The organism is Halalkalibacter okhensis (assembly GCF_000787375.1).
Taxonomy (GTDB): domain Bacteria; phylum Bacillota; class Bacilli; order Bacillales; family Bacillaceae_D; genus Halalkalibacter; species Halalkalibacter okhensis.
The window spans coordinates 1-24,156 of sequence record NZ_JRJU01000019.1 but is presented as its reverse complement, the minus strand read 5'-3'; the positions used below and the strand labels follow the sequence as shown (position 1 = coordinate 24,156).

Below are 24,156 nucleotides of genomic sequence, written 5' to 3'. Positions count from 1 at the left end.
ATGTCTATTCGCAGAATCACGTTACTTGCCATGCTAAGTGCGCTTTGTGTGGTTGGTCGAATGGCTTTCGCCCATATTCCTAATGTTCAACCTGTCACGTCTATCATTATTATTACGGCCATGTTTATGGGTCCTGCTAATGGCCTCATTTTAGGATTCATTAGTACGGTATTAACGAATATGACTTTAGGAACCGGTATTTGGACGATTTGGCAAATCATTTCTTGGTCTATGATCGGGCTTGTTTCTGGTTGGATTGGAAGAGCCCATGAAAAATGGGGCATTCCTTTTGTCGTTCTTATCATGTATGCAGGATTTTGTGGTTACTTTTATGGATTTGTCATTTCGTTAAATATGCTTTTATTGAGTGATCGTTTTCTAGCTTATTATTTAGCTGGTGTACCATTTGATACAAACCATGCGATAGGCAATATGATTTTCTTTTCACTCCTATACCCTGTAATGAGTAGGATTTTTATTCATTATTTGAAAAAAGGTCCATTTTCATCAATCTAATGGGAATGTTTGCTTCAAAGAGGCTTGGTTAGAGGCGGAATTTAAAATTATAACAAATTGAGGCGGAAAAATAGCTTTCCGTCTCTTTTTGGATTATGAGAAGAATGAGAGCCCAAAGCGTTGGGAAAATGGAGGGAAGGTAACGCATTAGAACGATGATGGGACCAAGAACTTGTTAAATGAACAGAATATTGCACAAAATTGCAATATATGTTACGCTTTGCTTGGAAAATTCAAGAAAAGTATTAGGGGAGCTATGAGGTTGGCTGAGAGGATATCCTGATGAAGATATCGACCCTTAACCTGATCTGGGTAATGCCAGCGGAGGGATGTTTATTAGGATTACATGATTAACATGTAACGTCTACATGCCTCTGTGGTGTGTAGACTTTTTTTAATGAGGCATTTTATAGGAAATGAACGTAAAAAGAAGTAAGAAGGGATGAGCACGATGAAATTTTCAGAGCAACTTCGAAATAGAGTAGATGCGATTTGGAATGCAAGCTTTGAACACCCATTTGTTACAGGAGTAGCAGATGGCTCATTGCCAATTGAGTGTTTTATTTATTATGTACAGCAGGATTCTTTTTATCTGTCTAGGTTTGCCCAAGTGCAAGCAATTGGAGCGGCGAAAGCACTGGATTTCTATACAACATCACAAATGGCCTTTCATGCTAGAGCAACCTTTGATGCAGAGCATATGCTTCATGAAGGGTTTGCCAAAGATTTAGGTCTTGAAAAAAATAGTGAAGGTCACATGGCAAACGTGCCTGCTCCGACGGCAGTTGCCTATACGAATCATATGTTATCTGTTGCTTATAAGGGTTCTTTAGGGGAAGTCATTGCGGCTATCCTTCCATGTTATTGGTTGTACTGGGAAATTGGAGAGAAGTATAAAGGATCTACCCCAGGGCATCCCGTTTATCAAAAGTGGATTGACACGTATGGAGACGAATGGTTTGCAACGTTAGTTAAGGAGCAAATTGACCGTTTAGATGACTGGGCAAAGCGTGCTTCTAATGAAGAGATGAAACGAATGGAAGATATTTTTGTAACAAGCAGTAGGTATGAATACATGTTCTGGGAGATGTCCTATACGTTAGAAAAGTGGCCTGTGTAAGGCAGGGCAGAATGGACATACTCAGTGATTTTGAGCACTCTTTGAATAACAGATTAAACAGTTATTAAATACACAAGGTGAACATTGAATGTTCACCTTGTGTTCATTCTTAAATAGCTCCAATAAGTTGCAGAAGGACGCGTACGGCAAGGACACTTACAATGGCTAAAATGATCCCGTATCGGATGTTTTGTACGAGTGTATTTTTATAGAAGCCAAGTTTTCCTTTTTTATTTGAGAGAATCCAGATAAAACCTACAATGATTGGCAAAAGCAAGCCATTTAATGCTTGAGCTGAAATGATTAACTCGATGGGCATTTGTCCAAATAAAAATACGATTAACACTGGTAAGATTGCAGTAGCAATCATAATTCCTCGATTCATGTGAGCTTTTGCGTCCTCTGATGTGCCGAACGCTTGACCAAATAACATGGGCTGAACACTAAGGTTAAATAGGCCAGATGAAAACCCGGCAGCCCATAGACCTAAAGCAAAAAGGATACCCGCATATTGACCAAGAACCGGTGTAAGTTGACCAGCCATGTCTCCAGCACTTGTAACAGTTGCGCCCGTGCCATATAAAGTAGCTCCTGCACAAATCAAAATGGAAAGTGTAATAAATGCAGTAATAATGAAGTTTACGCGAAGATCAGCATGTCCCCGTCTAATTTTTTCTTCTTGGCTTATAGAGTGATCTTGACTGTACTTTCTTTTAGTAAAAGCAGATAGAGCTAATACCGTGTTAGGTGGAAGAGTTGTAGCAATAAGAGCTAAAACAAGCCAATAATCTCCTCCGGGAATTTGGAATGAAAAGCCTGTTGTTGCTATTTCACTTGCGCTTGGTCCTGATGCTATCACTGTAATAAGAAAGGCAGCTGCCATAAGTACAATGATTGTTCGGTTAATATTCTCAATTAATTTATATACTCCAATTAAAGAAATGGCTAGTGCTCCAAAAGATAATAGGGCAACCCACGTAACAAAAGAAACATTTGGAGCAAAGAAATTAAGCGCCATGGCTGCACCTAAAAAGTTCCCTGCTTGAAACGCCAAAGCCCCTATCAAGAGTGCAATATAAAGAAAGATCGCCCATCCTTTTCCAATTTCGTTACGAACGCCTTCCATCGCACCAGTAGAGGTTTGAATGGTCCATTTAATTACAGGTTTTTGTACAAAATAAGCGATAAAACAAGCTAGCACGATAATCCATGCACCTTGATATCCGTAGGTAGCTCCTGTAACAGAGACTGTTGTAATTGTTCCTGGGCCAACAATGGCTGCAGCTACTATTGCACTTGGGCCCCAGGCTTGCCACCAAGGTCTTCGATCAGTTGATGATGTTTTCTCTTTCATCTCTAACTCTTTATCTACTTTCCGTATAGCATTGCTCATTCAATTCACGCCTTTCGTTATGTATAGAATTTTGGTGTTTTAAGTTACGTTTATATTAAAAATATAAACATATATCTTCTTTTTGTTCTGTTATGTTGTTATATAATCTACTGATGTATTTTTGTAGAAAGTGTGAAAAGTGAATCACCATATGATTTAGTTAAAATGAAAATCATTAAACATGTGTGAGATTTATTCACGGGTTTTGTATTAAGTTATTCCCTTATACATCGTTCTTTCAAAAAAGGTGAAATAGAAAAAAGATCATTGTTTGTCTTTTACTTCCTTATTTTGCATAAAAGGTGAAGTTAATTGTTTGTTTTGTCTTTAGGCTACTTCATGTTTTAATTGGTTTTGATTGTGTAATTTTTATAGCAAATCTGTACTAAATGTTAGTTGATAAAATTATATTGTAGAAATGTCTTATTTCTTGGTTTGTCTTGAATCGCCAAGAGGAGGGGAGAACTTGAAGGAGATTTTATTGATTATCATACTTCAGCTAATTTACGTCCCCATTTTCACACTGAGAACGATCTTTGTTGTGAAAGGTATGAGTGTCATTGCGGCGCAGCTTGCTGTGATAGAAGGGTTGGTTTATGTATTTGGATTATCCATTGTTTTATCAGGCAACCCCTCCACAATCGCAATGTTTGTCTATGCAGTCGGTTTTGGCATAGGGATCTTATTAGGGGCATACGTTGAAAGGAAATTAGCGATAGGTTATACCTCTTTGATTGTAAATCTAGAAAGGAAAAATGAAGAGTTAATTTCTTTTTTACGAAATGAAGGATTTGGTGTAACGGTGTTCGAAGGAGAAGGGAAAGAGAGTAAGCGATACCAGCTTGAACTCTTAACTAAAAGAAGTCGTGAAGACGAATTAATGAACTTGATAGAGGAGTATGAGCCGAAAGCTTTTATCATCTCCTATGAGCCAAGGAAATTTAAGGGAGGTTTCCTTGTAAAAGCAATGAAGCGAACACGAAGAAAGAAAGAGATTGATAAGGAATAATAGCATACATTCAGGCCAGATCGTAGTTGAAGAAGCGGAAATATGATTTATCCTTGTCAGAATTAGAACAAAATGATTACATAGATCTATGAAGAAAAAAATAAATAGCATATTTGCTATTTAAATGGGATGGTTAAATGAATAAACAGACCCCTCTATATATAAAGGAATTAATCGATGAAATAACAGGGTTTCCGAATGAATATTTGCTTTATGATCGATTGCATATGAATTTAGCTTATTGTGATCGGTTTAAAACAGCTACAGCTGTATGTTATGTAAGGTTATTTCAGCTTAATACTGAACTGAATGTACTAAGTTTTCTTCGTAAACAAGTAGCGGACCGTTTACGAACGAGTATTAGGGATGTAGATACAGCTTGCTTTTTGTCTGACACTGATATAGTAATCTTGTTAACAGATGTAACAGAGCACGAATGTACGGTAATTGTTGAAAGAATTATTGGAGCTTTATCAGGAACCTATACGTACAAAAATAATCAGAGCACGTTAGGAACTTGTATTGGCGTTTGTATTTATCCTTATGCGCACTCTAGTAGTGAGGACTTGATCATGTTAGCTAAATCTCAAATGTATGAAGCATTGGAATTGGGCATAAACCAATACAAATTGTATCAAGGCAATGTTAAAGAGTCTGCTTTTCGTAAAGTCGTGATTGAAGTGGATTTGCCACATGCATTAAGAGATGATGATTTTTATATGGAATATCAGCCACAAGTCGGTTTGAATGAAAGGAAAGTCATAGGTGTTGAAACGTTGATTAGGTGGAAGCATCCCAAGCTAGGGGTGATTGGTCCCGATGAGTTTCTCCCATTAGCGGAGAAAATAGGGATGGCTAATAGGATCTTTACTTGGGTAATCAGACAAGTCTGTTGTAACATCAAAGATATGCCAGATAAACATGATGATGTATTCTTTTCGATTAACCTTTCTGTAAATCAGCTTTTAATGGACTCTTTTGAAGAAACGGTCCAAGAGATTATTGCTGAGGCGAATATCGGGAAGCCGAATTTTATTTTTGAGATAACCGAGAATATTAGTATTTATAAAAGAGAAGATGTGAAATCCAAATTGCAATTTTTACGGAATAAGGGTTATAAAATTGCGTTAGATGATTTTGGAAACGGCTATTTTTCCTTTTCTGACTTTGTCGATCTTCCAATCGATCATATAAAATTGGATAAAAGGTTTATAACAAGCTTAATGAAAAACAATAAACTCACAAACGTTATTATTCCAATTAAACAGATGGCCACTAACTTAGGGTTTAAACTAGTAGTTGAGGGAATTGAGGGGCAAAGTCAGTTTGCTGAGTGGCGAAAATTAGATATCGATGTTTTTCAAGGCTACTTTTTTAGTGAACCAGTGCCATTTGAGCAGTTGAATGATGTGATTTTTAAAGTGAATAGAGAGATAAAAAATTGCTTGTAGTTATTCAAGTTTCTAAAAAAGTATTCGAGGGCAACCGTCAATGGTTGTCTTTTTTGTGGAGAGAGACTTGGGTTTGTACTATCTGTGTACAATACTAATAGCAATAGCAGGCAGAGTTATGTACAATTTTAATAGTATGTATTTCGCTTAGAACGGGAGGATTTGTAATTTTGAGTTATCGAGGACGACTTTATACATCAATAGCTACAGTAGCTCTTGGATGTTATTCGATAGGCACTCACTATCTAATAGAGAAAGCTATCCATCCATGGGAACTAGGGGCATGGATACTTGGTTTAATTGTTGCATTTCTAGTTGGTAAGAAGTTTGATGAGAAAACATATCATTATCGAAAGCAACTATTAGAAAAGCAAACGAAATTAGAAGAACTAAATGATCAAATTAATCATGTATTTCATAATATCGAAGCAGGTATTTGGTTTGTTAATGTGAATAATGGTCAAGGAGACGTTTCCGCAGGCCTTGGTGAAATTTTCGGAGTAGATCCTAATGTTTTCAGGCGGAATTTCCACATCTGGAAGGAGATGATTCATCCAGATGATAAAGACATCATTAAAGATGTTGAACAGGCTATTTTAACTAAAGAAAAAACGAGCTTTCAATATCGAATTGCTCGGTCAAGTGGGGAAGTTCGCTGGGTAGAAAACAGAATCAGACCTCAAAGAAATGAGGAGAATGAAGTATCCATGGTGTATGGCGTTATTTTTGATATTACCGAACAAAAGAATGCACAAGACAAAATGAAGTATATGGCCTATCATGATATGCTTACTGGCTTACCGAACCGTTATAAGTTTACGGAGTTGTTAGAGGAATCATTGGGAAGGTGCAAGCGCGGCTCCCACAATTTAGCTGTGATGATGATTGATTTAGACAGGTTTAAATTTGTTAATGATACGATGGGGCATAACCAAGGCGATATCTTGTTAAAGTTAGTGACAGATAGAATCCTGAAAAGAGTGCGTAAACAAGATGTAGTGGCCAGGCAAGGGGGAGATGAATTTATTATTCTTTTAGAGGATGTTCATAAAGGTGAGGTGAAGGAAGTCGCAGAACAAATTTTGACTGGATTTACCACATCTTTTTTATTAGAAAAGGAAGAATTTTTCACATCTCCTAGTATCGGAATAAGTATGTATCCACATGATGGTCAAGATTTAAAGACTTTAATTAAGCATGCCGATACGGCCATGTATTTAGCCAAAAAGCGTGGGAAGAACAACTATCAATTTTATGAATATGAAGACAAACACATTCTCGACCGACGAACAAAGATAGAACGTGATTTAAAAAAAGCTCTTAGGAACAAAGAGTTCTATCTGCACTATCAGCCTAAATTGAATTTAGTAACAGAAGAAATTTACGGAGTAGAGGCACTCATTCGTTGGAAGCATCCTGAATTAGGGATTATTTCTCCAATTGAATTTATTTCAATAGCAGAGGAAACGGAAATGGTTGTACCGTTAGGGAAATGGGTGTTAAAAGAAGCTTGTAGGCAAAATAAAGAGTGGCAGCAATCCTCTGATGTAAGAGTGAAGGTAGCTGTTAATATTTCAGCGATCCAGTTTGAAGCGAATGGATTTGTAGAAGAGGTAAAAGAAGTTCTTAGAGAGGTCGAGTTAGCTCCGGAATACTTAGGGCTTGAAATAACAGAAAGTGTGATGCAAAACACGAAACGCTCTTCTGCCATCATTCATGAATTAAAACAGTATGGGATAAAAATTTCTATTGATGATTTTGGGACGGGGTATTCTTCGTTAAGTGTTTTAAATCAATTGCCAATTGATTTAGTTAAGATTGATAAAACATTTATAAGTGAGATTATCTCAAATTCTAATACGGCCTCATTGGTGAAAACAATGATTGAAATGGGGAGAAACTTTGATTTTGATCTTATTGCAGAAGGAATTGAAGATGAACAGCAAGCCGCGTTTCTCATTCAGAATGGGTGTAAATATGGACAAGGGTATTATTATAGCCCGCCACTGCCGGCTCCTGAGGTTGAAAAACTTTTAACAAAATTGCCTTCTAGATTAACTTAGTGGTTATTTTATGCCATATAAGAAATAAAAAGACGCCCGAATGGGCGTCTTTATGCGTATTGCGGCGAGAGACAGCACTCCACATAGTGCATTGCCAAAAAGGCGCGTCAATCTCGTCTTATGCAAATTAGCTCATCGCTAGATTAGTATATCATTTTTCTTGATAAAAAAGAAGTTGATTTATTCTCCAATTTTTTCTTGAGTAAGTTTATTAATAGAAAGAGATTAAAATAGATAAAAATTGGAAATAACTTGTATTTAAGATAAGTTATTTTACTTAGGTAGGGGGGAGTTAGATGAGCGTACAGAGAGACCAACTAGCAAACGGCTATGCCTTATTTGCGCTAATAAGAGGACTTAATTTTGAAATGGAAAAGGATATACGACGACAAATTGAGAAAAAGAAGCTTACTTTTCCTGGTTTTCGTATTCTTTGGATTTTATATTTCGATTCGAATTTAAGAATGTCAGACCTGACTTATCTAGCTCAAACCAATATCTCAAATGTGTTTCGACAGTTAACAAAGTTGAAAGAATCAGGATTAGTTGTGATAAACAGTGGAAACGATGCACGAACAAAAGAAGTTACTTTAACAACGAAAGGTCAAAAGGTTGTAGGAGAATTTATTAATCAAAATGCCGACAACTCTGAGATTGAATTCATTCATTTAATAGCTAAAATTTCTAAAGAAGATTTGACGAAGATAATGGAGGTATTATCGGATCTGAGTCAGGAATTAGTTGGGAAGGATTTTAGTGAATTTGTTTGTAAGTCTGCTTCAGACATTAAGTCTAACTAAGACTTCATTATAAGAGATTGGTTCGTAAAATGAAAATAAATGGAACTGTTTAGTTGAGGATTCTATATGAACCTCAACTTTTTTATTTTGCATTCGCAAATAAATATGTCGATTTGTGTCATAATATGAAGAAAATAGACTTCCTTTTTATTAATAATAGGTTCGTTTTAATTACTTAGGAGATGTTAAAGATGCCTTATAAAAAAAGAGAAAATGTAGTCGTTGCTTCATCTTGCATCATTATTATATTGCTTTTATTTAATTTTGTTCCTCGAAATAAAATGAGGGAAGCTCATATATCCTTTTTATTTCAGCAGGCTATGACATGGTTTTTCGGCTTATTGGTTGTAGAGAAAGGCTTGATTAAGTATCCATATCGAACATTTTTTAAGAAATCAAACAAATCAAGCTTTGCATTTGAGTTCTTTATCTATCCAGCAATAACAATCCTATTTAATCTCTATTATCCAGAAAGAAGAAGTTGTCTAAGTAAGATTTTTTATATTTGTAGTTATAGTGGAGTTATTACCTTTTTAGAAACGTTCACAGAGAAATACACAGACTTAATTGAATACAAGAAATGGAATGGATACTGGAGTTTTATTACTTTATCCATTACTTGTTTTATATCGAGGGTTTACTATAGGTGGTTCTTTAAGAAGGAAGATAAAATGAGACTGGGAAATGAGTGATAGAAGAATTTAAGTGAGTAGAGGCTAATGCAGTAGCTTTTAAGGGAGGCCTAAGAGTTTACATTTCTAAATGAAATTAATTTTATAAACATATTGAGATTGTTCTGTAGTTATGGTAAATTAATAAACCTAGTCGCAAAAAAATCGTTAACTTATGTGAGATAATAATTTATGTTATGAATGAATAATATTTTATTTTTGGGGTAAAAAAAGGTAAAAAATGTTGCGCGGAACAATGTATTGTGCTAATATAATTATTGCCGGTCAACGGAAATGGGGCCTTAGCTCAGCTGGGAGAGCGCCTGCCTTGCACGCAGGAGGTCAGCGGTTCGATCCCGCTAGGCTCCACCATTCTTGGACCTTTAGCTCAGTTGGTCAGAGCAGTCGGCTCATAACCGATTGGTCGTAGGTTCGAGTCCTACAAGGTCCATGTGAATATTGCGGAGGAATACCCAAGTCCGGCTGAAGGGATCGGTCTTGAAAACCGACAGGCGGGTTAAACCGCGCGGGGGTTCGAATCCCTCTTCCTCCGCCATCTTCAAAATGACGCGGGGTGGAGCATGCAGCAAACCATCGTCGAATAAGCTTCGACATGTCTTGACGCAAACACTGCGAAGCATTACTAGAAGAGGAAAAGACAACTTCTTCGAAAAACATCATCAAGTTGCTTTATAACGACGCGGGATGGAGCATGCAGCAAACCATCGTCGAATAAGCTTCGACATGTCTTGACGCAAACACCACAAAGCAAAGCTAGAAGAGGAAAAGACGACTTCTTCGAAAAAACATCATCAAGTTACTATATAACGACGCGGGGTGGAGCATGCAGCAAACCATCGTCGAATAAGCTTCGACATGTCTTGACGCAAACACTACGAAGCGTTACTAGAAGAGGAAAAGACAACTTCTTCGAAAAACATCATCAAGTTACTATATAACGACGCGGGGTGGAGCAGTCTGGTAGCTCGTCGGGCTCATAACCCGAAGGTCGGCGGTTCAAATCCGTCCCCCGCAATACCAAAATGGTTTGGTAGTTCAGTTGGTAAGAATGCCTGCCTTTCACGCTGGCCTCTTCTTGACTGCCAATTTAGGGGCATAGTTTAACGGTAGAACAGAGGTCTCCAAAACCTCCGGTGTGGGTTCGATTCCTACTGCCCCTGCCAATAATTAAAAACTTACTTTTATGGCGGTTGTGGCGAAGTGGTTAACGCACCGGATTGTGATTCCGGCATTCGTGGGTTCAATTCCCATCAGCCGCCCTTATTGGGCTATCGCCAAGCGGTAAGGCAACGGATTTTGATTCCGTCATGCGTAGGTTCGAATCCTGCTAGCCCAGCCAATGCGGAAGTAGTTCAGTGGTAGAACACCACCTTGCCAAGGTGGGGGTCGCGAGTTCGAATCTCGTCTTCCGCTCTTATGAAATGGCGGTATAGCCAAGTGGTAAGGCATGGGTCTGCAAAACCTTGATCCCCGGTTCAAATCCGGGTACCGCCTTTGTCATTATGTTTAAAGTCCTGCCGGGGTGGTGGAATTGGCAGACACACAGGACTTAAAATCCTGCGGTAGGTGACTACCGTGCCGGTTCAAGTCCGGCCCTCGGCACCAAAAAAGAAGCGCCCTTAGCTCAGCTGGATAGAGTGTTTGACTACGAATCAAAAGGTCGGGAGTTCGAATCTCTCAGGGCGCGCCATTCTTATTAGAGAAAACGGGAAGTGGCTCAGCTTGGTAGAGCACCTGGTTTGGGACCAGGGGGTCGCAGGTTCAAATCCTGTCTTCCCGACCAGAAACTGAATATGCGGGTGTAGTTTAGTGGTAAAACCTCAGCCACGAGCGAAACATCTGCCGAATAAGCCTACGAGTTGTCTCGACGCATTTGCTTCTATGAGATACTAGAAGAGGAAGAGACATGTTAGTGCGTTTTTGAAATTTACGATATATTATAACTTGATATGCGGGTGTAGTTTAGTGGTAAAACCTCAGCCTTCCAAGCTGATGTCGTGAGTTCGATTCTCATCACCCGCTCTTATTACATGACTGTGGGCCTGTAGCTCAGCTGGTTAGAGCGCACGCCTGATAAGCGTGAGGTCGGTGGTTCGAGTCCACTCAGGCCCATTTTATTCCACAGTAGCTCAGTGGTAGAGCTATCGGCTGTTAACCGATCGGTCGTAGGTTCGAGTCCTACCTGTGGAGCCATGGAGAAGTACCCAAGTGGCTGAAGGGGCGCCCCTGCTAAGGGTGTAGGTCGTTTACGCGGCGCGAGGGTTCAAATCCCTCCTTCTCCGCCATGGACAAGTTAATTATTTAAATTGGCCCGTTGGTCAAGCGGTTAAGACACCGCCCTTTCACGGCGGTAACACGGGTTCGAATCCCGTACGGGTCACCAACACAAATGGAGGATTAGCTCAGCTGGGAGAGCACCTGCCTTACAAGCAGGGGGTCGGCGGTTCGATCCCGTCATCCTCCACCATTTTGCCGGCCTAGCTCAATTGGTAGAGCAACTGACTTGTAATCAGTAGGTTGGGGGTTCAAGTCCTCTGGCCGGCACCACTACGCGGGTGTGGCGGAATTGGCAGACGCGCTAGACTTAGGATCTAGTGTCTTATGACGTGGGGGTTCGACTCCCTTCACCCGCATTATTTAAATCAAATAATTTTACTTACGTTACTATGTAGAAAAAAGACAATCCAATCGATTGTCTTTTTTCGTATGCGCAAACCGAATGCTATAGGCACACTAAAGAGCAAATTGTGTAATGAAGCAACATCTTATCGATTAAGCCGGTAGTAAGGAGGGGAGACATACTACCTCACAAAGTATTACGAAGAAAAGAATACAAGTAGATCAAAAACGTTTGCAATACTCATAAAATCGATTTCGACAGCAAGTTAAGGAGTTTGGACTGAAAATTAAGAGGTTTGGACAGAATATTCGTCCATTTGGACTGAATAACCAGCTAGTTGGATAGTAAGATTCGTAAGTTTAATTTATTTGATGATAAATCAAGACATCTTCGCTATACATTTAGAGTACATACATATAAAACGTATAATAAAGTGTATCTCTCTTAATTTAAAGGACATTCAAAGCTACGAATGTAATAGAATGGCTTCATTGAATGTTGTTAAATGTCCTTCACAAGATCTCTAAGAGTACTTCCTTTTGGAAGAGGGGCTAAGGAAAGTCGATTGTCTTTTGCGGGTTTAGCCATGATCATGCAGCTTAAACCAGGCTTCCCATTGATCATCATCATACATGTAGCGCATAAACCAGTACAACAGGAAAATCTGTAGGCAATGGAGGGATCATGAAACCTGTAGATTTCCTCTAATATAGTAAGAACAGTCATGTCTGAGCTGTAATTGACCTCATAGACATTTGTATGTGTAGTCGTTCTTTGAATTTCAACTTGAAGTTTCATAATGATTACACTCCTTTGACGGGGGATGTGCTTCGTTTTATTTGTCCATTATTCTGTTCTACAAATGTATGGTATATCTTAGTAGTAAGGGTTGGGTGGTCGGTATTATAATGGGCACCTCTGCTTTCCGTTCTTAATGCTGCAGCTTGGGCGATCGCTTGAGCGGTTCGAACCATGTGTTTGGCTTCAATTGCATCTAGGATCTCCCTTGATAGGGTATCTCTGTTTGTTATATTTATTGTAGTAAATTGTATTTTCATTTTTTGTAAAAGTTCTTTTGCTTCGGCAATGCCTTTATTGGAGCGGATGACTCCAAGGTTATGACCTAGAATCGTTTGGATTTGTTGTTTTAATTCATAGGGCCTTACATTACCGCGCGTTGGTGATAATAAAAATGGCCAATCTACCTCCATACGTTTTGCAATTTCAGATTGGGTTATAGGAGGGACTTCGGCTATCTTAGAAGCTTCGGCCGCAGCAGCTATTCCTGCTTTTGCTCCAAAAACGAGGCATTCAGAGAGTGCATTATTCCCGAGACGATTTCCTCCGTGTAATCCGCCTGCTGTTTCGCCTGCAACATATAGACCTGGAATAGACGAGGAAGCATTGGAATCAATTTGAACTCCACCCATCATGAAGTGAGCAGCAGGGGCGATTTCAGCATGCTCTTTTGATAAATCGATGCCGCGGTCTTCACAAAGCTTGTATTCATGAGGAAATTCGTTTCTTACTTTTTCAATTTGTTCTGTGGCATCAAGCCAAATACCTCCGCCTGCTGTGCCTCTACCAGCTGCAATTTCCGAATGGATAGCAATTGCTAGTTTATCTCTTGTTGTATTTTCTAGTGTTTCAGGTTCATATCGATTCATGAAGCGTTCACCGTGACGATTATAAAGTTTAGAATAATGATAGAAACTAATACAGAAACCTGAGAGTGAACGAGGTGCTACAAGACTAACAGGATAAAATTGAACCTGCTCCATATCGATAAGGGAGGATCCTGCCCCTAGAGCTAAAGAGAAGCCGTCACTCGTTGCTTGCACAGGATTACTTGTTACTGGATAAAGTTGACCGATTCCTCCTGTGGCTAGAATGACAGATTTGCTCTGCACAATATAAAGTTGGTTTTTTCGTAAATCAAATACAATAGCTCCGGTTACTCTCTGAGATGACGTAATGAGTTCAACGGTAATTACGTCGCTTAATGTTTGGATGTTTTTCATGGATTTTACTTTTTTTACTAAAGTTTGTGAAATTCCAAGACCTGTTTTTCCTTTTCTTGCACTTACTGACCGAGGTACCGAGTGACCAGAAGTAGAAAACACCGCAACCTCTTTGTCTTTTTTAACATCAAGTTTTAAACCCCACCTTATGATTTCTTGCAGTCGTGTTGGTAGGTCGGAGGAGAGTGTTTCAATGAGCTTAGGATCGCTAAGACCACGACCGCTTTCTTTTATATCGTTAGCATATTGCTTTTCACTGTCTAATGGATTTGACCATGCTCCTAAGCTTGCGATCTGAACAGCTCCAATGGTAGATCCACTTTTTCCTATTGCACCCTTATCGAGTACAAGTACGTTATTGGTTGAATTTCCAGCATATACCGCTGCAGTAAGACCAGCGGCACCAGAACCGATAATCAATATATCTGTTTTGATAACATCCATCGTAACAACTCTTTCTTTTAAGTATTTTTTACATATGTATGGTCAGTTTTCCTTTAATGATGACATGTTTTTGAATAGAGATAAATAGTTTACATATTGTTTTGTTGTGTCATTACCTTTGAAATTATGGAATAGGAATAATATAAATAGGGTTTAATTTCTGAGAATTGGAGGTCTATATGACACAAAACACTCAACCTATTAAAGTGGGGTTTCTTTATCCTGGTTATGCTGCCGAGGATGATTATCCCCTTTTGGGACAAATGGTAAATCCATCAGTAAATGTAGAACTAATTCATACAAAATTTAATGAGGATGCCCACACAGTAGAAGCGCTTAGTGAAATGGGAAGTCCGAAACGAATTAAGGAGGGGGCAAAGTCCTTAGTTGGTACAGGCATACAATCTGTTTTATGGACATCAACAAGTGCAAGTTTTGTACTTGGTTTAGATGGGATAAAAAAGCAAATAGCCACTCTTGAAGAGAATTTACACGTACCGGCTTCAACAACTGCTTTAGCTTTTGTTCGAGCCGCAGAAACGATAGGAGTGAAAAGAGTTGCTATTGCAGCAACCTACCCAGAAGATATCGCTCTATTGTTCAAAGCATTTCTAGAAAGCTTTGATATAGAGGTGTTGCAGTATTCTTGTAAGGGAATCGTTACAGCGGCGGAAGTGGGGACGTTAAGGAAGCGAGATGTACTCGAGTTTGCAGTAGAAAATGATTGTCCGAAAGCCGATGCTGTGTTTATACCTGATACAGCACTACATTCAGCTGCATGGATCGAAGAATTGGAACAGATGCTTAAAAAACCTGTTCTAACTGCGAATCAAGTCAGTTTCTGGGAAGCGCTACGCCTTTTGGGCCAATTCACTCCGCAAAAAGGGCTAGGAACCTTATTTAAAAAAAGCTGTAGCTAGAGAAGGGGATTGGACAGATGATCATAAGAGCAAACAAAGGGCAAGTGAGCTACGGAGAATCAATAGGGATCCTCATGCTTGATACATTTACACCTTTTATTCCAGGTGATGTAGGGAATGCGACAACATACTCATTCCCAGTCAGATACCAAACGGTCAAAGGTTTTACTTTTGACAAGTTACTGCAAAAAGATCGGTCTATGTTAGTTCCCATTTTAGAAGCGGGACATCAACTTGTGCAGGAAGGGGTTAAGGCGATTACAGCTGATTGTGGTTATATGGCGATGTACCAAGAAGAAATAGCTAATGAACTTCAAGTGCCTGTCTTTCTTTCAAGTCTCCTTCAAATTCCATTCATCTCAACAACCCTCAGGCAAGAAGATAAAATCGGAATTATATGCAGCAAGTCTTCTAACTTTGAGGAAGAACTATTATTAAAAATAGGCGTCAGCCCTAAGGTGCCACTTTGTATTAGAGGTATGGAGGATAAAGAGAATTTTCGAAAGGCAGCACACGATGAAATCGGCATTCTTGACCCGTCAAAGATCGAAGAGGAAGTTGTCGCGGTTGCTATAGAAATGATTCAATCGGAACCGTCCGTGAAGGTGATTTTACTCGAGTGCTCCAGTCTTCCTCCATATGCAGCTGCCATTCAGAAAGCTGTCCAACTCCCGATTTTTGATTATGTAACGATGATAAGATATGTACATTCTGCGATAGTTCAAACGCGATATAGTGGTCATATGTAAGTGATTGATTAGAGTGTATTTCTATTTATAGAAATACGCTTTTTAGTTCGTGAAGTTAGGATTTTAAATGGAACAATTGCGACAGTAAATGATAAAATGGAATACTAAGAAACTATATATTGAAATAAATTTACTTGAACTCATATAGCCATTTGTAATACGACTATTTTACTAATATAATGAACGATAGTTAGCAACGATATCGTATGATCAATAAAAAATGAGTTTTTAGGAGTAGGTATGAAGGAATTTTATCGAATTAACAAAAGGTTATATTATACAACAATGCTATTCATTAATCTTATGATGGTATTGGGTTTGTTAATAAATAACCCACTCATGAGTGATTTTGGGATTGGCTATATTTTACACTTGTTATTAGTGGTTATTTTAATTGTATGCTTATTACTTTATCCGTGGTATGAAACGCAAACTTTGAGACTGATCATTCTACTTGGTGTGTTTACTTACTTTTACACACTCTTTTTTCTTTATCCAGATACATGGTCTATTTTCTTGTTTTTATGTTTTATTCCGGCTGTATCGATCTTGTTTTTTGATTCTAGGTTGTTTTATTTTTCATTACTCATTAATGGAATTTCTGTTAGTGCTATTTTTCTCTATGTTTTTTTCATAGACCAAGGGATTCTTTTCCCCCATATTTATCTCGATTTGGTGGGGAACTTTCTTAATTTTATAGGAAGTCAATTAATCATCTATTTTATTTATTATTTGTCATATATGAGGTTAAAGAAAATGCAGTTGTATTATGAACAAATACAACAATCAGAGCGATTAAAAGCAACTGGCCAATTAGCAGCGGCTGTAGCCCATGAAGTTAGAAATCCATTGACTGTAGTTAAAGGATTTTTGCAGTTTTATGAAAAAGGTGCTTCCTATAGCAATGGAACAAAAGAACACTTTAAGTTAATGATTAATGAATTAGACTCTGCTGAACAGGTGATCTCACAATACTTGTCGATTGCCAAGCCAAGTGAAAATAGTACCTTAGAAGAGGTTAATATCAAAGACGTTCTGAAAAGTATTACTGATTTACTCCAATCTTATGGACTGCTTCACAATAATAAGATTGAGCTTTTTATTGAGGACAATTGTTATATTGAAGCGAATACCATAGAGCTAAAGCAAGTGTTTATCAATGTTATCAAAAATGCCATTGAAGTTTCTAAAGTTGGTGACCCTGTAAGAATTACAGGGGGAAAAAATAAAAATAATGTTGAAATCAAAGTTATTGATTACGGAATTGGTATGACAGAAGCAGAAATTAAGTCTCTTGGGACGCCGTTTTATTCACTAAAGAGCAAAGGGACAGGATTAGGATTAATGATTTGTTATAACATTATCGGGAAATATCAAGGTTCGATTGGCTTTACAAGTAAAAAAGGCGAAGGAACGACTTGTACTGTGCGCTTTCCGATAAAGAAAGGTTAATTAGATATAACACCTAGGAGGGCATTGAAAAGGGAAAGACTTTTCAATGCCCTTTGTCTTTGAGGAGGTTTAGTGTATTATACGATAGCTACCATTCAATAGAATGATTGAATTTAGAAGGGGATAGGGAAGTATATGTCGAATATTGAAAATAATTAACATAATCTTCAGATAAAAATATTAAGGAGAGAATGAGCGATGAGTGAAAAAGGATTTTTCGGACAATTCGGAGGAAGTTTCTTACCAGAAGATTTAGCGAAAGTATTAGCCGTCTTAGATGAACAGTTTGAAAAGTATAAAAATGATCCTGAGTTTATTAACGAATATAAATATTATTTAAAAGAATTTGTAGGAAGAGAAAATCCACTAACGTATGCCCGAAATTTAACAGAGCAAGTCGGCGGAGCTAAAATATATTTTAAACGAGAAGATTTAAACCACACAGGAGCGCACAAAATTAACAATGCAATTGGACAAATTCTATTGGCTAAGCGAATGGGTGCTACAAGGATTATTGCTGAGACAGGGGCAGGACAGCATGGTGTGGCAACAGCTACGGCTTGTTCAATCTTCGGAATCGATTGTACGATATACATGGGAAAAGTAGATACAGAACGGCAGGCATTAAATGTATTTCGCATGGAGTTGCTTGGGGCAAAGGTTGTTCCTGTTGATCAAGGGCAAGGGAGGTTAAAAGACGCAGTTGATGCAGCGTTAGCTGACTTAGTTGAAAATTATCAACATACATTTTACTTATTAGGTTCAGCAGTGGGGCCACATCCATTTCCAACGATGGTGAAGTATTTCCAATCCGTTATAAGTGAGGAGGCCAAACGACAAATACTTGAAAAAGAAGGAAAGTTGCCAACGGCAGTAGTAGCAGTTGCCGGGGGTGGAAGTAATGCAATAGGGGCATTTGCCCATTTTATTGATGAGGAAGACGTTCGTTTAGTTGGGGTTGAACCAGCTGAGGCACCAACGTTAACAGAAGGTGTACCTGCCGTTATCCATGGATTTAAATGTTTAACCTTAATAGATGAAAATGGGCAACCGAAACCTACATATTCGATTGCGGCAGGGTTAGATTACCCTGGTATCGGTCCTGAACATAGTTACTTAAAGGAAACAGGTCGCGCAGAGTACGCTACGGTTACGGGGGAAGAAGCGTTGGAATGGTTCCAGAAGCTTTCTAAGATTGAGGGAATTATTCCTGCTTTAGAAAGCGCCCATGCTGTTAGTCATGCTGTTAAGCTTGCAAAAGAGTTATCAACCGAAGATGTTATTATTGTAAATTTATCAGGGCGCGGAGATAAAGATGTTGAGCAGGTTTATAATATGTTACATAAGTAATTATTTATCTGCATTGATTGCGTTGATTTTGAATTAGTAGTTCAAGCTACTGAGTAATGTGAAAATGTTCCTAGAATGTTGTGTTAAAATTAATATAATTGAAAAAAATAATAATGGTTGATCGTTCTTTGATAATCTGATACACTGTAATCAAATCTAAAGGCTATGTGTAACTGGCGAAACGCGGATCACCGCGAGGGAGCACATAGTATCGTTAGCCGTTCGCCTGGGCAGAGGTAAGGGAAATTTCTTCCCTTGCCTCTTTCTGTTTTTTGAAAGGGGTAGGTACGCTTAGTTTACATATCCATATTCAAAGAACATAATAGAAAAGGAAGTAATAAGAAATGACCATAGACATAGAAGCAGAAAAAAAGGAGAGAATGATATGAGCGTAATAACATTAGAAAAAGTAAAAACAATCAAAACGTTAAATAATATAGCAGAAAGCGGGCTGAATGTTTTTAGAGATGATTATAAAATCGACAATGAAAGCGAGAATCCAGATGCCATTCTTGTGCGCAGCTTTAATATGCATTCACTTGATTTTGGTCATGATTTAAAGGCAATTGCTCGTGCTGGAGCAGGTGTTAATAATATTCCAGTTGATAAATGTACAGAGCAGGGAATTGTTGTCTTTAATACACCAGGTGCGAACGCGAATGCTGTAAAAGAGCTTGTTCTTACTACGTTAATGGCTTCTTCACGTAACCTTTTTGCAGGTGTACAATGGGCTAAGTCATTAGAAGGTGAAGGAGATCAAGTACCAAAGCTAGTCGAATCAGGGAAGAAGCAATTTGTCGGTAAAGAAATTAAAGGTAAGACGTTAGGAGTTATTGGTTTAGGTGCGATTGGTGCATTAGTAGCTAATGATGCACTTGATTTAGATATGGATGTCATTGGATTTGATCCATTTATTTCTGTTGATACTGCTTGGAACTTATCCCGTAACGTAAAGCGTGCCATGTCAATTGAAGAGTTATTTGCAAACTCAGACTACATTACAGTTCATGTTCCATTAACGGATGATACGAAGGGTATGTTTAATGAAGTTACATTTAGCATCATGAAGGAAGGCGTTCAAATTTTGAACTTCTCACGTGATGGACTTGTTAATGAAGAGGATATTGCTGTTGCACTTGAAAGTGGAAAAGTTGGTAAGTATATTACAGATTTTCCGAATGAAAGTGTGTTAAAAATGAAAAATGCAGTGCCGATCCCACACCTTGGTGCTTCTACACAAGAATCAGAAGAAAACTGTGCGTTCATGGCAGCTCGTCAAGTAAAAGAATTTTTAGAAACTGGAAATATTAAGAACTCAGTGAACTTTCCAAATGCTAGTCTTCCATATACAGGTAAGCGTCGTGTCGCTGCGTTCCATAAAAATGTTCCAAACATGGTTGGACAAATTACTTCAGCCATCTCAGACTATCATTTGAATATTGCTGATATGGTAAATAGAAGTCGTGGAGACTATGCCTATACAATGATTGATATTGAAGATAAAGTAAATGGAGATGTCATTCCTGGATTAGTGGATAAGATTAATCACATTGAAGGAATTGTTACGACTCGAGTTATATAAATACGAATGAATTGTAAATCAAACGAACGATTGTGTAATTGTTCGTTTGATTTTTTTGATGAGGTTTGAAATAACAACGGGGGTGTCTCAAAAGGTCAAAATTAGACCTTTTGAGACACCCCCGTTATCGTTTACTGTACTTAGTCTTGTCTTATTCATTTCAAATCTACGAGAATAAAACATTGATCATCGCTTTTATGACAGGCTTCTTTTTGATCCTGAAGTGTTTGTATGATCTTATTCTTAAGGCTTGAGATGGACACCGATTGATTGTTCTTTAATAAAGTAGTTAAAAGGTCAGAGCCAAGTGGGTCCGTAATACCATCTGTATACAAAAATAGTCTTCCACCTTCTGAATAGGGGAGGCTGTTTGTTTTATATACAAGTCCTTCAAAAGTTCCGAGAGGGGGAATTTTTGAAAAGAGCTCATGCAATTCTCCATTTGAATCCTGCCAAATTCCAGGAGGGTGACCTGCGTTAATATAATTGATCGTTTGCTCATTTGTGTCAATTAATAGATTAATTGCCGTACAATAATGCCATGCTTCCTGATTGTTTTGAAACAGCCGATGAAGATGATTATCAAGTTCCTTCATGACGGCCTCTGTTTTGACTCCTTTTGAAATAAGGCGCTGGAACAATGAATGAAGTGACATGGTAATCAGTGCAGAAGAAATGCCGTGTCCCATAACATCGAGAAGAATGATGCCATATCGATGTGAATCTAATTGATAAAACCCGTAAATGTCCCCTGATAATTCGTTAGATGCATTATAGTATGATTCTATATGTATTTGTTCGTTAACGATTGGTTCAGTTAGGGAAGTTTCTTGTATTTTTCTAGCAAGCTCAAGTTCTTTGGTTGTATTTATTTTGTAAGCTTGGTTTTGTTGGTTTAGTTCAAGAAGTTCTTTTTGTTTGATCTTCAAATTCTCAAGTGTTTCTTTTAACTCTTCATTTACCTTATCTTTAGCCAGTAAGGCTACTTCAGCCTCTTTCTTTGCCAAAAGCAGTTCATTTTCATACTCACTTCTTTTGTGTACAGGTAACAAGACACAATCTATTTCAGTCCTTCCATTTCTAATCTTAGGTAGGGCGTTAAGGATGACAGGTATTTCTTCGCCATTACTAGATTGCAAGGAAGTATGCAACTCTTCAACCTTTTTTTCGTGTCTCACAAGTGGAACAAAGTAGAGTTGATGAAAGAGTTGAGCAGGGACTGTCAAGATTGAATTGATATTCTCATTATGTAGTTGTTCAAGCCTGTATTTGAGCAGTGTAAGTAAAGTTTGATTGATCTTAAGGATTTTGCCATCTTCTGATAATGTTAGAAAACCACATGGTGCTTCGTTAATAGATTCATTCATTAAAAAAAGTCACCTCTATCAGCCTGTAGATACGTCTGTGAAGGTTTATTTATATATTGCTTGATCCATTTTACTGTTTCCTCAGGGTGGCTCATATGAGGGCAGTGTCCTGTTGCCGCCATTACTTTTAATGTACTTGAAGGAAGATTATGATGGAGGTACTCCCCAACTTCAATTGGTGCGATAATATCATCTGAGCATTGTAAAATAAGAGATGGGACGGTCACATTTAGTAAATCTTTCCTATTATCACTAAAAAAAGTTGCTTCGGCAAATTGACGAGCGATAATTGGGTCGGTTGAACAAAATCGATCTTCAAGTTCACTTCTGATTTCTGGGCGGTCTGTGTTATTCAATAATGTCCCTGCAAAAAGAGAGGCCCAGCCAATATAATTTTTCTCCAACATGTCTATTAAGCCTGTAAGTTGCTCTTTCTCAAACCCTCCATAGTATGTGGGAGGATCGTTTAAATAACATGGAGAAGGGCCAAGCATTATCAGGTCAGAGAAGAATTCCGGATGCTTTAGTGAGGCTAGCATCCCAATCATGCTCCCTACGGAATGTCCAACAAAAATGGTATCGTTTAGATCTAGTGCTGTACATACATCTATTACATCTTGTGCGTAACCATCAAGAGTACTATATCGATTTAAGTTATATGCTTGTAAATCAGAGTTTCCTGAACCTACATAGTCAAACAAGATGATTTTATAGTCTTTCTCGAATGCTTTTGCCACTGAGTTCCATACATTTTGATCACAGCCGAAGCCAGCTGCAAATAGCATTGATCGCGACCCGCTACCTTGAACTTTAATATTATTCCGCTTTATTATACATTGCTTCATACTAACTCCTTTTTAAATAGAACTTACTAATACTACTATTACATATCATAACATTTAACAGATTCAATGTATTGCCTTTACAGTAAAATACTAAAAGTACTATGCTAAAAACTAGTGGTCTTGTACTTGAGATTCTAAACGATTTTAAGGGTATCATAGAAACTTTTACGTTAATAATGTAAGGAAGGTATAATCACTAAGAGGGGAAATCATAATGGGCAAAAATAAATTTATGTTACCTATTGCATATAAATAGTTTATTATGATATATTATTTCTTGTCGCTACGAGAGTAGACAATGCGCAATAATAATTGTATTTTTTCTTATGGGGCCTTAGCTCAGCTGGGAGAGCGCCTGCCTTGCACGCAGGAGGTCAGCGGTTCGATCCCGCTAGGCTCCACCATAAGAGGACGAGGCGGCGTAGCTCAGCTGGCTAGAGCGTACGGTTCATACCCGTGAGGTCGTGGGTTCGACTCCCTCCGCCGCTATTTATCTATGAAACTTTACAACAAGAAAATACTAAACGATGCAGGAAACCATCGTCGATAAGCAACGACAAGTCTTTATGGCGATTGTGGCTCCGACATTCGTGGGTTCGATTCCCATCAGTCGCCCCATAAATAAATGCGGAAGTAGTTCAGTGGTAGAACACCACCTTGCCAAGGTGGGGGTCGCGAGTTCGAATCTCGTCTTCCGCTCTTTCATAAAATGTTTTAGTCCTGCCGGGGTGGTGGAATTGGCAGACACACAGGACTTAAAATCCTGCGGTAGGTGACTACCGTGCCGGTTCAAGTCCGGCCCTCGGCACCAAAAAAAAGAAGCGCCCTTAGCTCAGCTGGATAGAGTGTTTGACTACGAATCAAAAGGTCGGGAGTTCGAATCTCTCAGGGCGCGCCATTCTTATTAGAGAAAACGGGAAGTGGCTCAGCTTGGTAGAGCACCTGGTTTGGGACCAGGGGGTCGCAGGTTCAAATCCTGTCTTCCCGACCAGAAACTGAATATGCGGGTGTAGTTTAGTGGTAAAACCTCAGCCACGAGCGAAACATCTGCCGAATAAGCTACGAGTTGTCTCGACGCATTTGCTTCTATGAGATACTAGAAGAGGAAGAGACATGTTAGTGCGTTTTTGAAATTTACGATATATTATAACTTGATATGCGGGTGTAGTTTAGTGGTAAAACCTCAGCCTTCCAAGCTGATGTCGTGAGTTCGATTCTCATCACCCGCTCTTATTACATGACTGTGGGCCTGTAGCTCAGCTGGTTAGAGCGCACGCCTGATAAGCGTGAGGTCGGTGGTTCGAGTCCACTCAGGCCCATTTTATTCCACAGTAGCTCAGTGATAGAGCTATCGATTGTTAATCGATCGAGTCCTACTTATGGAGCCATCAAATTGGCCCGTTGGTCAAGCGGTTAAGACACCGCCCTTTCACGGCGGTAACACGGGTTCGAATCCCGTACGGGTCACCAACACAAATGGAGGATTAGCTCAGCTGGGAGAGCACCTGCCTTACAAGCAGGGGGTCGGCGGTTCGATCCCGTCATCCTCCACCATAATATTAGAGTAAATAAAATCAAGAGCCATTAGCTCAGTTACGAGCAAAGCGACTTGAATAGGCTACGAGTTGTTCTGACGCATCGTGCAACAGAGCGTTACGAGAAGAGGAAAGAACAGGTAAGACGGCGTAGCGAAACATCGTCCGTAAGCATCATGAAATACTCCTATGAAAAAACAGCAAGAGCCATTAGCTCAGTTACGAGC

17 protein-coding genes, 30 tRNA genes and 2 riboswitches are annotated in these 24,156 nt (G+C 38.8%); of the genes, 42 read left to right on the top strand and 5 right to left on the bottom strand.

The window, feature by feature from the left end; all coding sequences use genetic code 11:
• Together LQ50_RS14250 and tenA are read left to right on the top strand one after the other, a co-directional pair.
• Complete coding sequence (locus tag LQ50_RS14250; protein WP_034630518.1) at positions 1–516, top strand: ECF transporter S component; 516 nt, start codon at positions 1–3, stop codon at positions 514–516.
• A gap of 237 nt (positions 517–753) precedes the next feature.
• Positions 754–863, top strand: a riboswitch (TPP riboswitch).
• Positions 864–967: 104 nt separating this feature from the next.
• The gene (tenA, locus tag LQ50_RS14245) at positions 968–1,636 is read left to right on the top strand and encodes a thiaminase II (protein ID WP_034630517.1); all 669 of its coding nucleotides are present in this window, start codon (positions 968–970) and stop codon (positions 1,634–1,636) included.
• Between the two features lie 109 nt (positions 1,637–1,745).
• Here tenA and LQ50_RS14240 read toward each other — a convergent pair whose 3' ends face one another.
• Positions 1,746–3,029 carry an Nramp family divalent metal transporter gene (locus tag LQ50_RS14240; RefSeq protein WP_034630515.1) on the bottom strand — a complete coding sequence of 428 codons (1,284 nt, stop codon included), beginning with the start codon at positions 3,027–3,029 and terminating at the stop codon, positions 1,746–1,748.
• A 466-nt stretch (positions 3,030–3,495) separates the two neighbouring features.
• Here LQ50_RS14240 and LQ50_RS14235 point away from each other — a divergent pair, with 466 nt between their 5' ends.
• The 25 genes from LQ50_RS14235 (at position 3,496) to LQ50_RS14115 (ending at position 11,677) form a co-directional block, all read left to right on the top strand.
• Positions 3,496–4,038, top strand: coding sequence for a DUF2179 domain-containing protein (locus LQ50_RS14235; protein WP_034630512.1), 543 nt, complete (start codon positions 3,496–3,498; stop codon positions 4,036–4,038).
• A 137-nt stretch (positions 4,039–4,175) separates the two neighbouring features.
• A complete protein-coding gene (locus LQ50_RS14230; protein ID WP_034630510.1) occupies positions 4,176–5,489 on the top strand; it encodes a putative bifunctional diguanylate cyclase/phosphodiesterase in 1,314 nt (437 codons plus the stop codon).
• A 170-nt stretch (positions 5,490–5,659) separates the two neighbouring features.
• Entirely contained in the window at positions 5,660–7,552 is a 1,893-nt protein-coding gene (locus LQ50_RS14225; RefSeq protein WP_052144772.1) for a putative bifunctional diguanylate cyclase/phosphodiesterase, read from the top strand.
• A gap of 296 nt (positions 7,553–7,848) precedes the next feature.
• Positions 7,849–8,352: a MarR family winged helix-turn-helix transcriptional regulator gene (locus LQ50_RS14220; protein ID WP_034630508.1), complete on the top strand. Its 504-nt coding sequence runs from the start codon at positions 7,849–7,851 to the stop codon at positions 8,350–8,352.
• Between the two features lie 191 nt (positions 8,353–8,543).
• On the top strand, positions 8,544–9,044 hold the full coding sequence (locus LQ50_RS14215) for a CBO0543 family protein (RefSeq protein WP_034630506.1): 501 nt from the start codon (positions 8,544–8,546) through the stop codon (positions 9,042–9,044).
• A gap of 275 nt (positions 9,045–9,319) precedes the next feature.
• Positions 9,320–9,395: transfer RNA gene (locus tag LQ50_RS14210), tRNA-Ala, on the top strand.
• A gap of 5 nt (positions 9,396–9,400) precedes the next feature.
• Positions 9,401–9,474: transfer RNA gene (locus tag LQ50_RS14205), tRNA-Ile, on the top strand.
• Positions 9,475–9,486: 12 nt separating this feature from the next.
• Positions 9,487–9,579, top strand: a tRNA-Ser gene (locus LQ50_RS14200).
• Between the two features lie 406 nt (positions 9,580–9,985).
• A tRNA-Met gene (locus LQ50_RS14195) sits at positions 9,986–10,059 on the top strand.
• A 74-nt stretch (positions 10,060–10,133) separates the two neighbouring features.
• Positions 10,134–10,207, top strand: a tRNA-Trp gene (locus LQ50_RS14190).
• A 23-nt stretch (positions 10,208–10,230) separates the two neighbouring features.
• A tRNA-His gene (locus LQ50_RS14185) sits at positions 10,231–10,303 on the top strand.
• Between the two features lie 5 nt (positions 10,304–10,308).
• Positions 10,309–10,383 (top strand) — tRNA-Gln (locus LQ50_RS14180).
• 2 nt (positions 10,384–10,385) lie between these two features.
• Positions 10,386–10,457, top strand: a tRNA-Gly gene (locus LQ50_RS14175).
• Between the two features lie 10 nt (positions 10,458–10,467).
• Positions 10,468–10,538, top strand: a tRNA-Cys gene (locus tag LQ50_RS14170).
• Positions 10,539–10,560: 22 nt separating this feature from the next.
• A tRNA-Leu gene (locus LQ50_RS14165) sits at positions 10,561–10,649 on the top strand.
• 8 nt (positions 10,650–10,657) lie between these two features.
• Positions 10,658–10,734, top strand: a tRNA-Arg gene (locus LQ50_RS14160).
• Between the two features lie 16 nt (positions 10,735–10,750).
• Positions 10,751–10,827 (top strand) — tRNA-Pro (locus LQ50_RS14155).
• Between the two features lie 168 nt (positions 10,828–10,995).
• A tRNA-Gly gene (locus LQ50_RS14150) sits at positions 10,996–11,066 on the top strand.
• Positions 11,067–11,082: 16 nt separating this feature from the next.
• A tRNA-Ile gene (locus tag LQ50_RS14145) sits at positions 11,083–11,156 on the top strand.
• A 6-nt stretch (positions 11,157–11,162) separates the two neighbouring features.
• Positions 11,163–11,237 (top strand) — tRNA-Asn (locus LQ50_RS14140).
• Position 11,238: 1 nt separating this feature from the next.
• A tRNA-Ser gene (locus LQ50_RS14135) sits at positions 11,239–11,329 on the top strand.
• Positions 11,330–11,352: 23 nt separating this feature from the next.
• Positions 11,353–11,427: transfer RNA gene (locus tag LQ50_RS14130), tRNA-Glu, on the top strand.
• 8 nt (positions 11,428–11,435) lie between these two features.
• Positions 11,436–11,511, top strand: a tRNA-Val gene (locus tag LQ50_RS14125).
• A 4-nt stretch (positions 11,512–11,515) separates the two neighbouring features.
• Positions 11,516–11,591: transfer RNA gene (locus LQ50_RS14120), tRNA-Thr, on the top strand.
• A gap of 4 nt (positions 11,592–11,595) precedes the next feature.
• Positions 11,596–11,677 (top strand) — tRNA-Leu (locus LQ50_RS14115).
• Between the two features lie 488 nt (positions 11,678–12,165).
• Here LQ50_RS14115 and LQ50_RS14110 read toward each other — a convergent pair.
• Both LQ50_RS14110 and LQ50_RS14105 read right to left on the bottom strand, forming a co-directional pair.
• Positions 12,166–12,462, bottom strand: a complete 297-nt coding sequence (locus tag LQ50_RS14110) for a 2Fe-2S iron-sulfur cluster-binding protein (protein WP_034630505.1) — start codon at positions 12,460–12,462, stop codon at positions 12,166–12,168.
• Between the two features lie 5 nt (positions 12,463–12,467).
• Entirely contained in the window at positions 12,468–14,129 is a 1,662-nt protein-coding gene (locus tag LQ50_RS14105; protein WP_034630504.1) for an FAD-binding protein, read from the bottom strand.
• Between the two features lie 179 nt (positions 14,130–14,308).
• Between LQ50_RS14105 and LQ50_RS14100 the strand changes: the two genes are divergently transcribed.
• The 5 genes from LQ50_RS14100 to LQ50_RS14080 all read left to right on the top strand — a co-directional run bounded on the left by LQ50_RS14100 (position 14,309) and on the right by LQ50_RS14080 (position 20,182).
• Positions 14,309–15,049: a maleate cis-trans isomerase family protein gene (locus LQ50_RS14100; RefSeq protein WP_034630503.1), complete on the top strand. Its 741-nt coding sequence runs from the start codon at positions 14,309–14,311 to the stop codon at positions 15,047–15,049.
• 17 nt (positions 15,050–15,066) lie between these two features.
• Positions 15,067–15,798: an aspartate/glutamate racemase family protein gene (locus LQ50_RS14095; RefSeq protein WP_034630501.1), complete on the top strand. Its 732-nt coding sequence runs from the start codon at positions 15,067–15,069 to the stop codon at positions 15,796–15,798.
• A gap of 240 nt (positions 15,799–16,038) precedes the next feature.
• Positions 16,039–17,250, top strand: a complete 1,212-nt coding sequence (locus LQ50_RS14090) for an ATP-binding protein (RefSeq protein WP_034630500.1) — start codon at positions 16,039–16,041, stop codon at positions 17,248–17,250.
• Positions 17,251–17,448: 198 nt separating this feature from the next.
• A complete protein-coding gene (gene trpB, locus LQ50_RS14085; protein WP_034630498.1) occupies positions 17,449–18,600 on the top strand; it encodes a tryptophan synthase subunit beta in 1,152 nt (383 codons plus the stop codon).
• A 159-nt stretch (positions 18,601–18,759) separates the two neighbouring features.
• Positions 18,760–18,839: riboswitch (ZMP/ZTP riboswitch) on the top strand.
• Between the two features lie 146 nt (positions 18,840–18,985).
• The gene (locus LQ50_RS14080; protein ID WP_034630496.1) at positions 18,986–20,182 is read left to right on the top strand and encodes a phosphoglycerate dehydrogenase; all 1,197 of its coding nucleotides are present in this window, start codon (positions 18,986–18,988) and stop codon (positions 20,180–20,182) included.
• 155 nt (positions 20,183–20,337) lie between these two features.
• Here the strand turns inward: LQ50_RS14080 and LQ50_RS14075 are convergent, their stop codons facing one another.
• Both LQ50_RS14075 and rsbQ read right to left on the bottom strand, forming a co-directional pair.
• Entirely contained in the window at positions 20,338–21,549 is a 1,212-nt protein-coding gene (locus tag LQ50_RS14075; protein ID WP_034630493.1) for a SpoIIE family protein phosphatase, read from the bottom strand.
• Entirely contained in the window at positions 21,549–22,394 is an 846-nt protein-coding gene (rsbQ, locus tag LQ50_RS14070; RefSeq protein WP_034630491.1) for a sigma factor SigB/phosphatase RsbP regulator RsbQ, read from the bottom strand. The genes LQ50_RS14075 and rsbQ overlap by 1 nt, the downstream gene beginning before the upstream one ends.
• A gap of 328 nt (positions 22,395–22,722) precedes the next feature.
• Between rsbQ and LQ50_RS14065 the strand changes: the two genes are divergently transcribed.
• The 10 genes from LQ50_RS14065 (at position 22,723) to LQ50_RS14020 (ending at position 23,948) form a co-directional block, all read left to right on the top strand.
• A tRNA-Ala gene (locus tag LQ50_RS14065) sits at positions 22,723–22,798 on the top strand.
• Between the two features lie 11 nt (positions 22,799–22,809).
• Positions 22,810–22,883: transfer RNA gene (locus tag LQ50_RS14060), tRNA-Met, on the top strand.
• A gap of 138 nt (positions 22,884–23,021) precedes the next feature.
• Positions 23,022–23,093: transfer RNA gene (locus LQ50_RS14055), tRNA-Gly, on the top strand.
• A gap of 23 nt (positions 23,094–23,116) precedes the next feature.
• Positions 23,117–23,205 (top strand) — tRNA-Leu (locus tag LQ50_RS14050).
• A gap of 10 nt (positions 23,206–23,215) precedes the next feature.
• Positions 23,216–23,292 (top strand) — tRNA-Arg (locus LQ50_RS14045).
• Between the two features lie 16 nt (positions 23,293–23,308).
• Positions 23,309–23,385 (top strand) — tRNA-Pro (locus LQ50_RS14040).
• 167 nt (positions 23,386–23,552) lie between these two features.
• Positions 23,553–23,623: transfer RNA gene (locus tag LQ50_RS14035), tRNA-Gly, on the top strand.
• A 16-nt stretch (positions 23,624–23,639) separates the two neighbouring features.
• Positions 23,640–23,713 (top strand) — tRNA-Ile (locus tag LQ50_RS14030).
• A gap of 76 nt (positions 23,714–23,789) precedes the next feature.
• Positions 23,790–23,864: transfer RNA gene (locus tag LQ50_RS14025), tRNA-Glu, on the top strand.
• Between the two features lie 8 nt (positions 23,865–23,872).
• Positions 23,873–23,948: transfer RNA gene (locus LQ50_RS14020), tRNA-Val, on the top strand.
• The last annotated feature ends 208 nt before the right edge of the window (positions 23,949–24,156 follow it).

Coding starts and splice junctions, on each gene's coding strand:
- LQ50_RS14080 (WP_034630496.1), top strand. CDS start 18,986: ATGAGCGTAATAACATTAGAAAAAGTAAAAACAATCAAAACGTTAAAT.
- LQ50_RS14100 (WP_034630503.1), top strand. CDS start 14,309: ATGACACAAAACACTCAACCTATTAAAGTGGGGTTTCTTTATCCTGGT.
- LQ50_RS14095 (WP_034630501.1), top strand. CDS start 15,067: ATGATCATAAGAGCAAACAAAGGGCAAGTGAGCTACGGAGAATCAATA.
- LQ50_RS14230 (WP_034630510.1), top strand. CDS start 4,176: ATGAATAAACAGACCCCTCTATATATAAAGGAATTAATCGATGAAATA.
- rsbQ (WP_034630491.1), bottom strand. CDS start 22,394: ATGAAGCAATGTATAATAAAGCGGAATAATATTAAAGTTCAAGGTAGC.
- LQ50_RS14250 (WP_034630518.1), top strand. CDS start 1: ATGTCTATTCGCAGAATCACGTTACTTGCCATGCTAAGTGCGCTTTGT.
- LQ50_RS14215 (WP_034630506.1), top strand. CDS start 8,544: ATGCCTTATAAAAAAAGAGAAAATGTAGTCGTTGCTTCATCTTGCATC.
- trpB (WP_034630498.1), top strand. CDS start 17,449: ATGAGTGAAAAAGGATTTTTCGGACAATTCGGAGGAAGTTTCTTACCA.
- LQ50_RS14220 (WP_034630508.1), top strand. CDS start 7,849: ATGAGCGTACAGAGAGACCAACTAGCAAACGGCTATGCCTTATTTGCG.
- LQ50_RS14075 (WP_034630493.1), bottom strand. CDS start 21,549: ATGAATGAATCTATTAACGAAGCACCATGTGGTTTTCTAACATTATCA.
- LQ50_RS14240 (WP_034630515.1), bottom strand. CDS start 3,029: ATGAGCAATGCTATACGGAAAGTAGATAAAGAGTTAGAGATGAAAGAG.
- LQ50_RS14090 (WP_034630500.1), top strand. CDS start 16,039: ATGAAGGAATTTTATCGAATTAACAAAAGGTTATATTATACAACAATG.
- tenA (WP_034630517.1), top strand. CDS start 968: ATGAAATTTTCAGAGCAACTTCGAAATAGAGTAGATGCGATTTGGAAT.
- LQ50_RS14110 (WP_034630505.1), bottom strand. CDS start 12,462: ATGAAACTTCAAGTTGAAATTCAAAGAACGACTACACATACAAATGTC.
- LQ50_RS14105 (WP_034630504.1), bottom strand. CDS start 14,129: ATGGATGTTATCAAAACAGATATATTGATTATCGGTTCTGGTGCCGCT.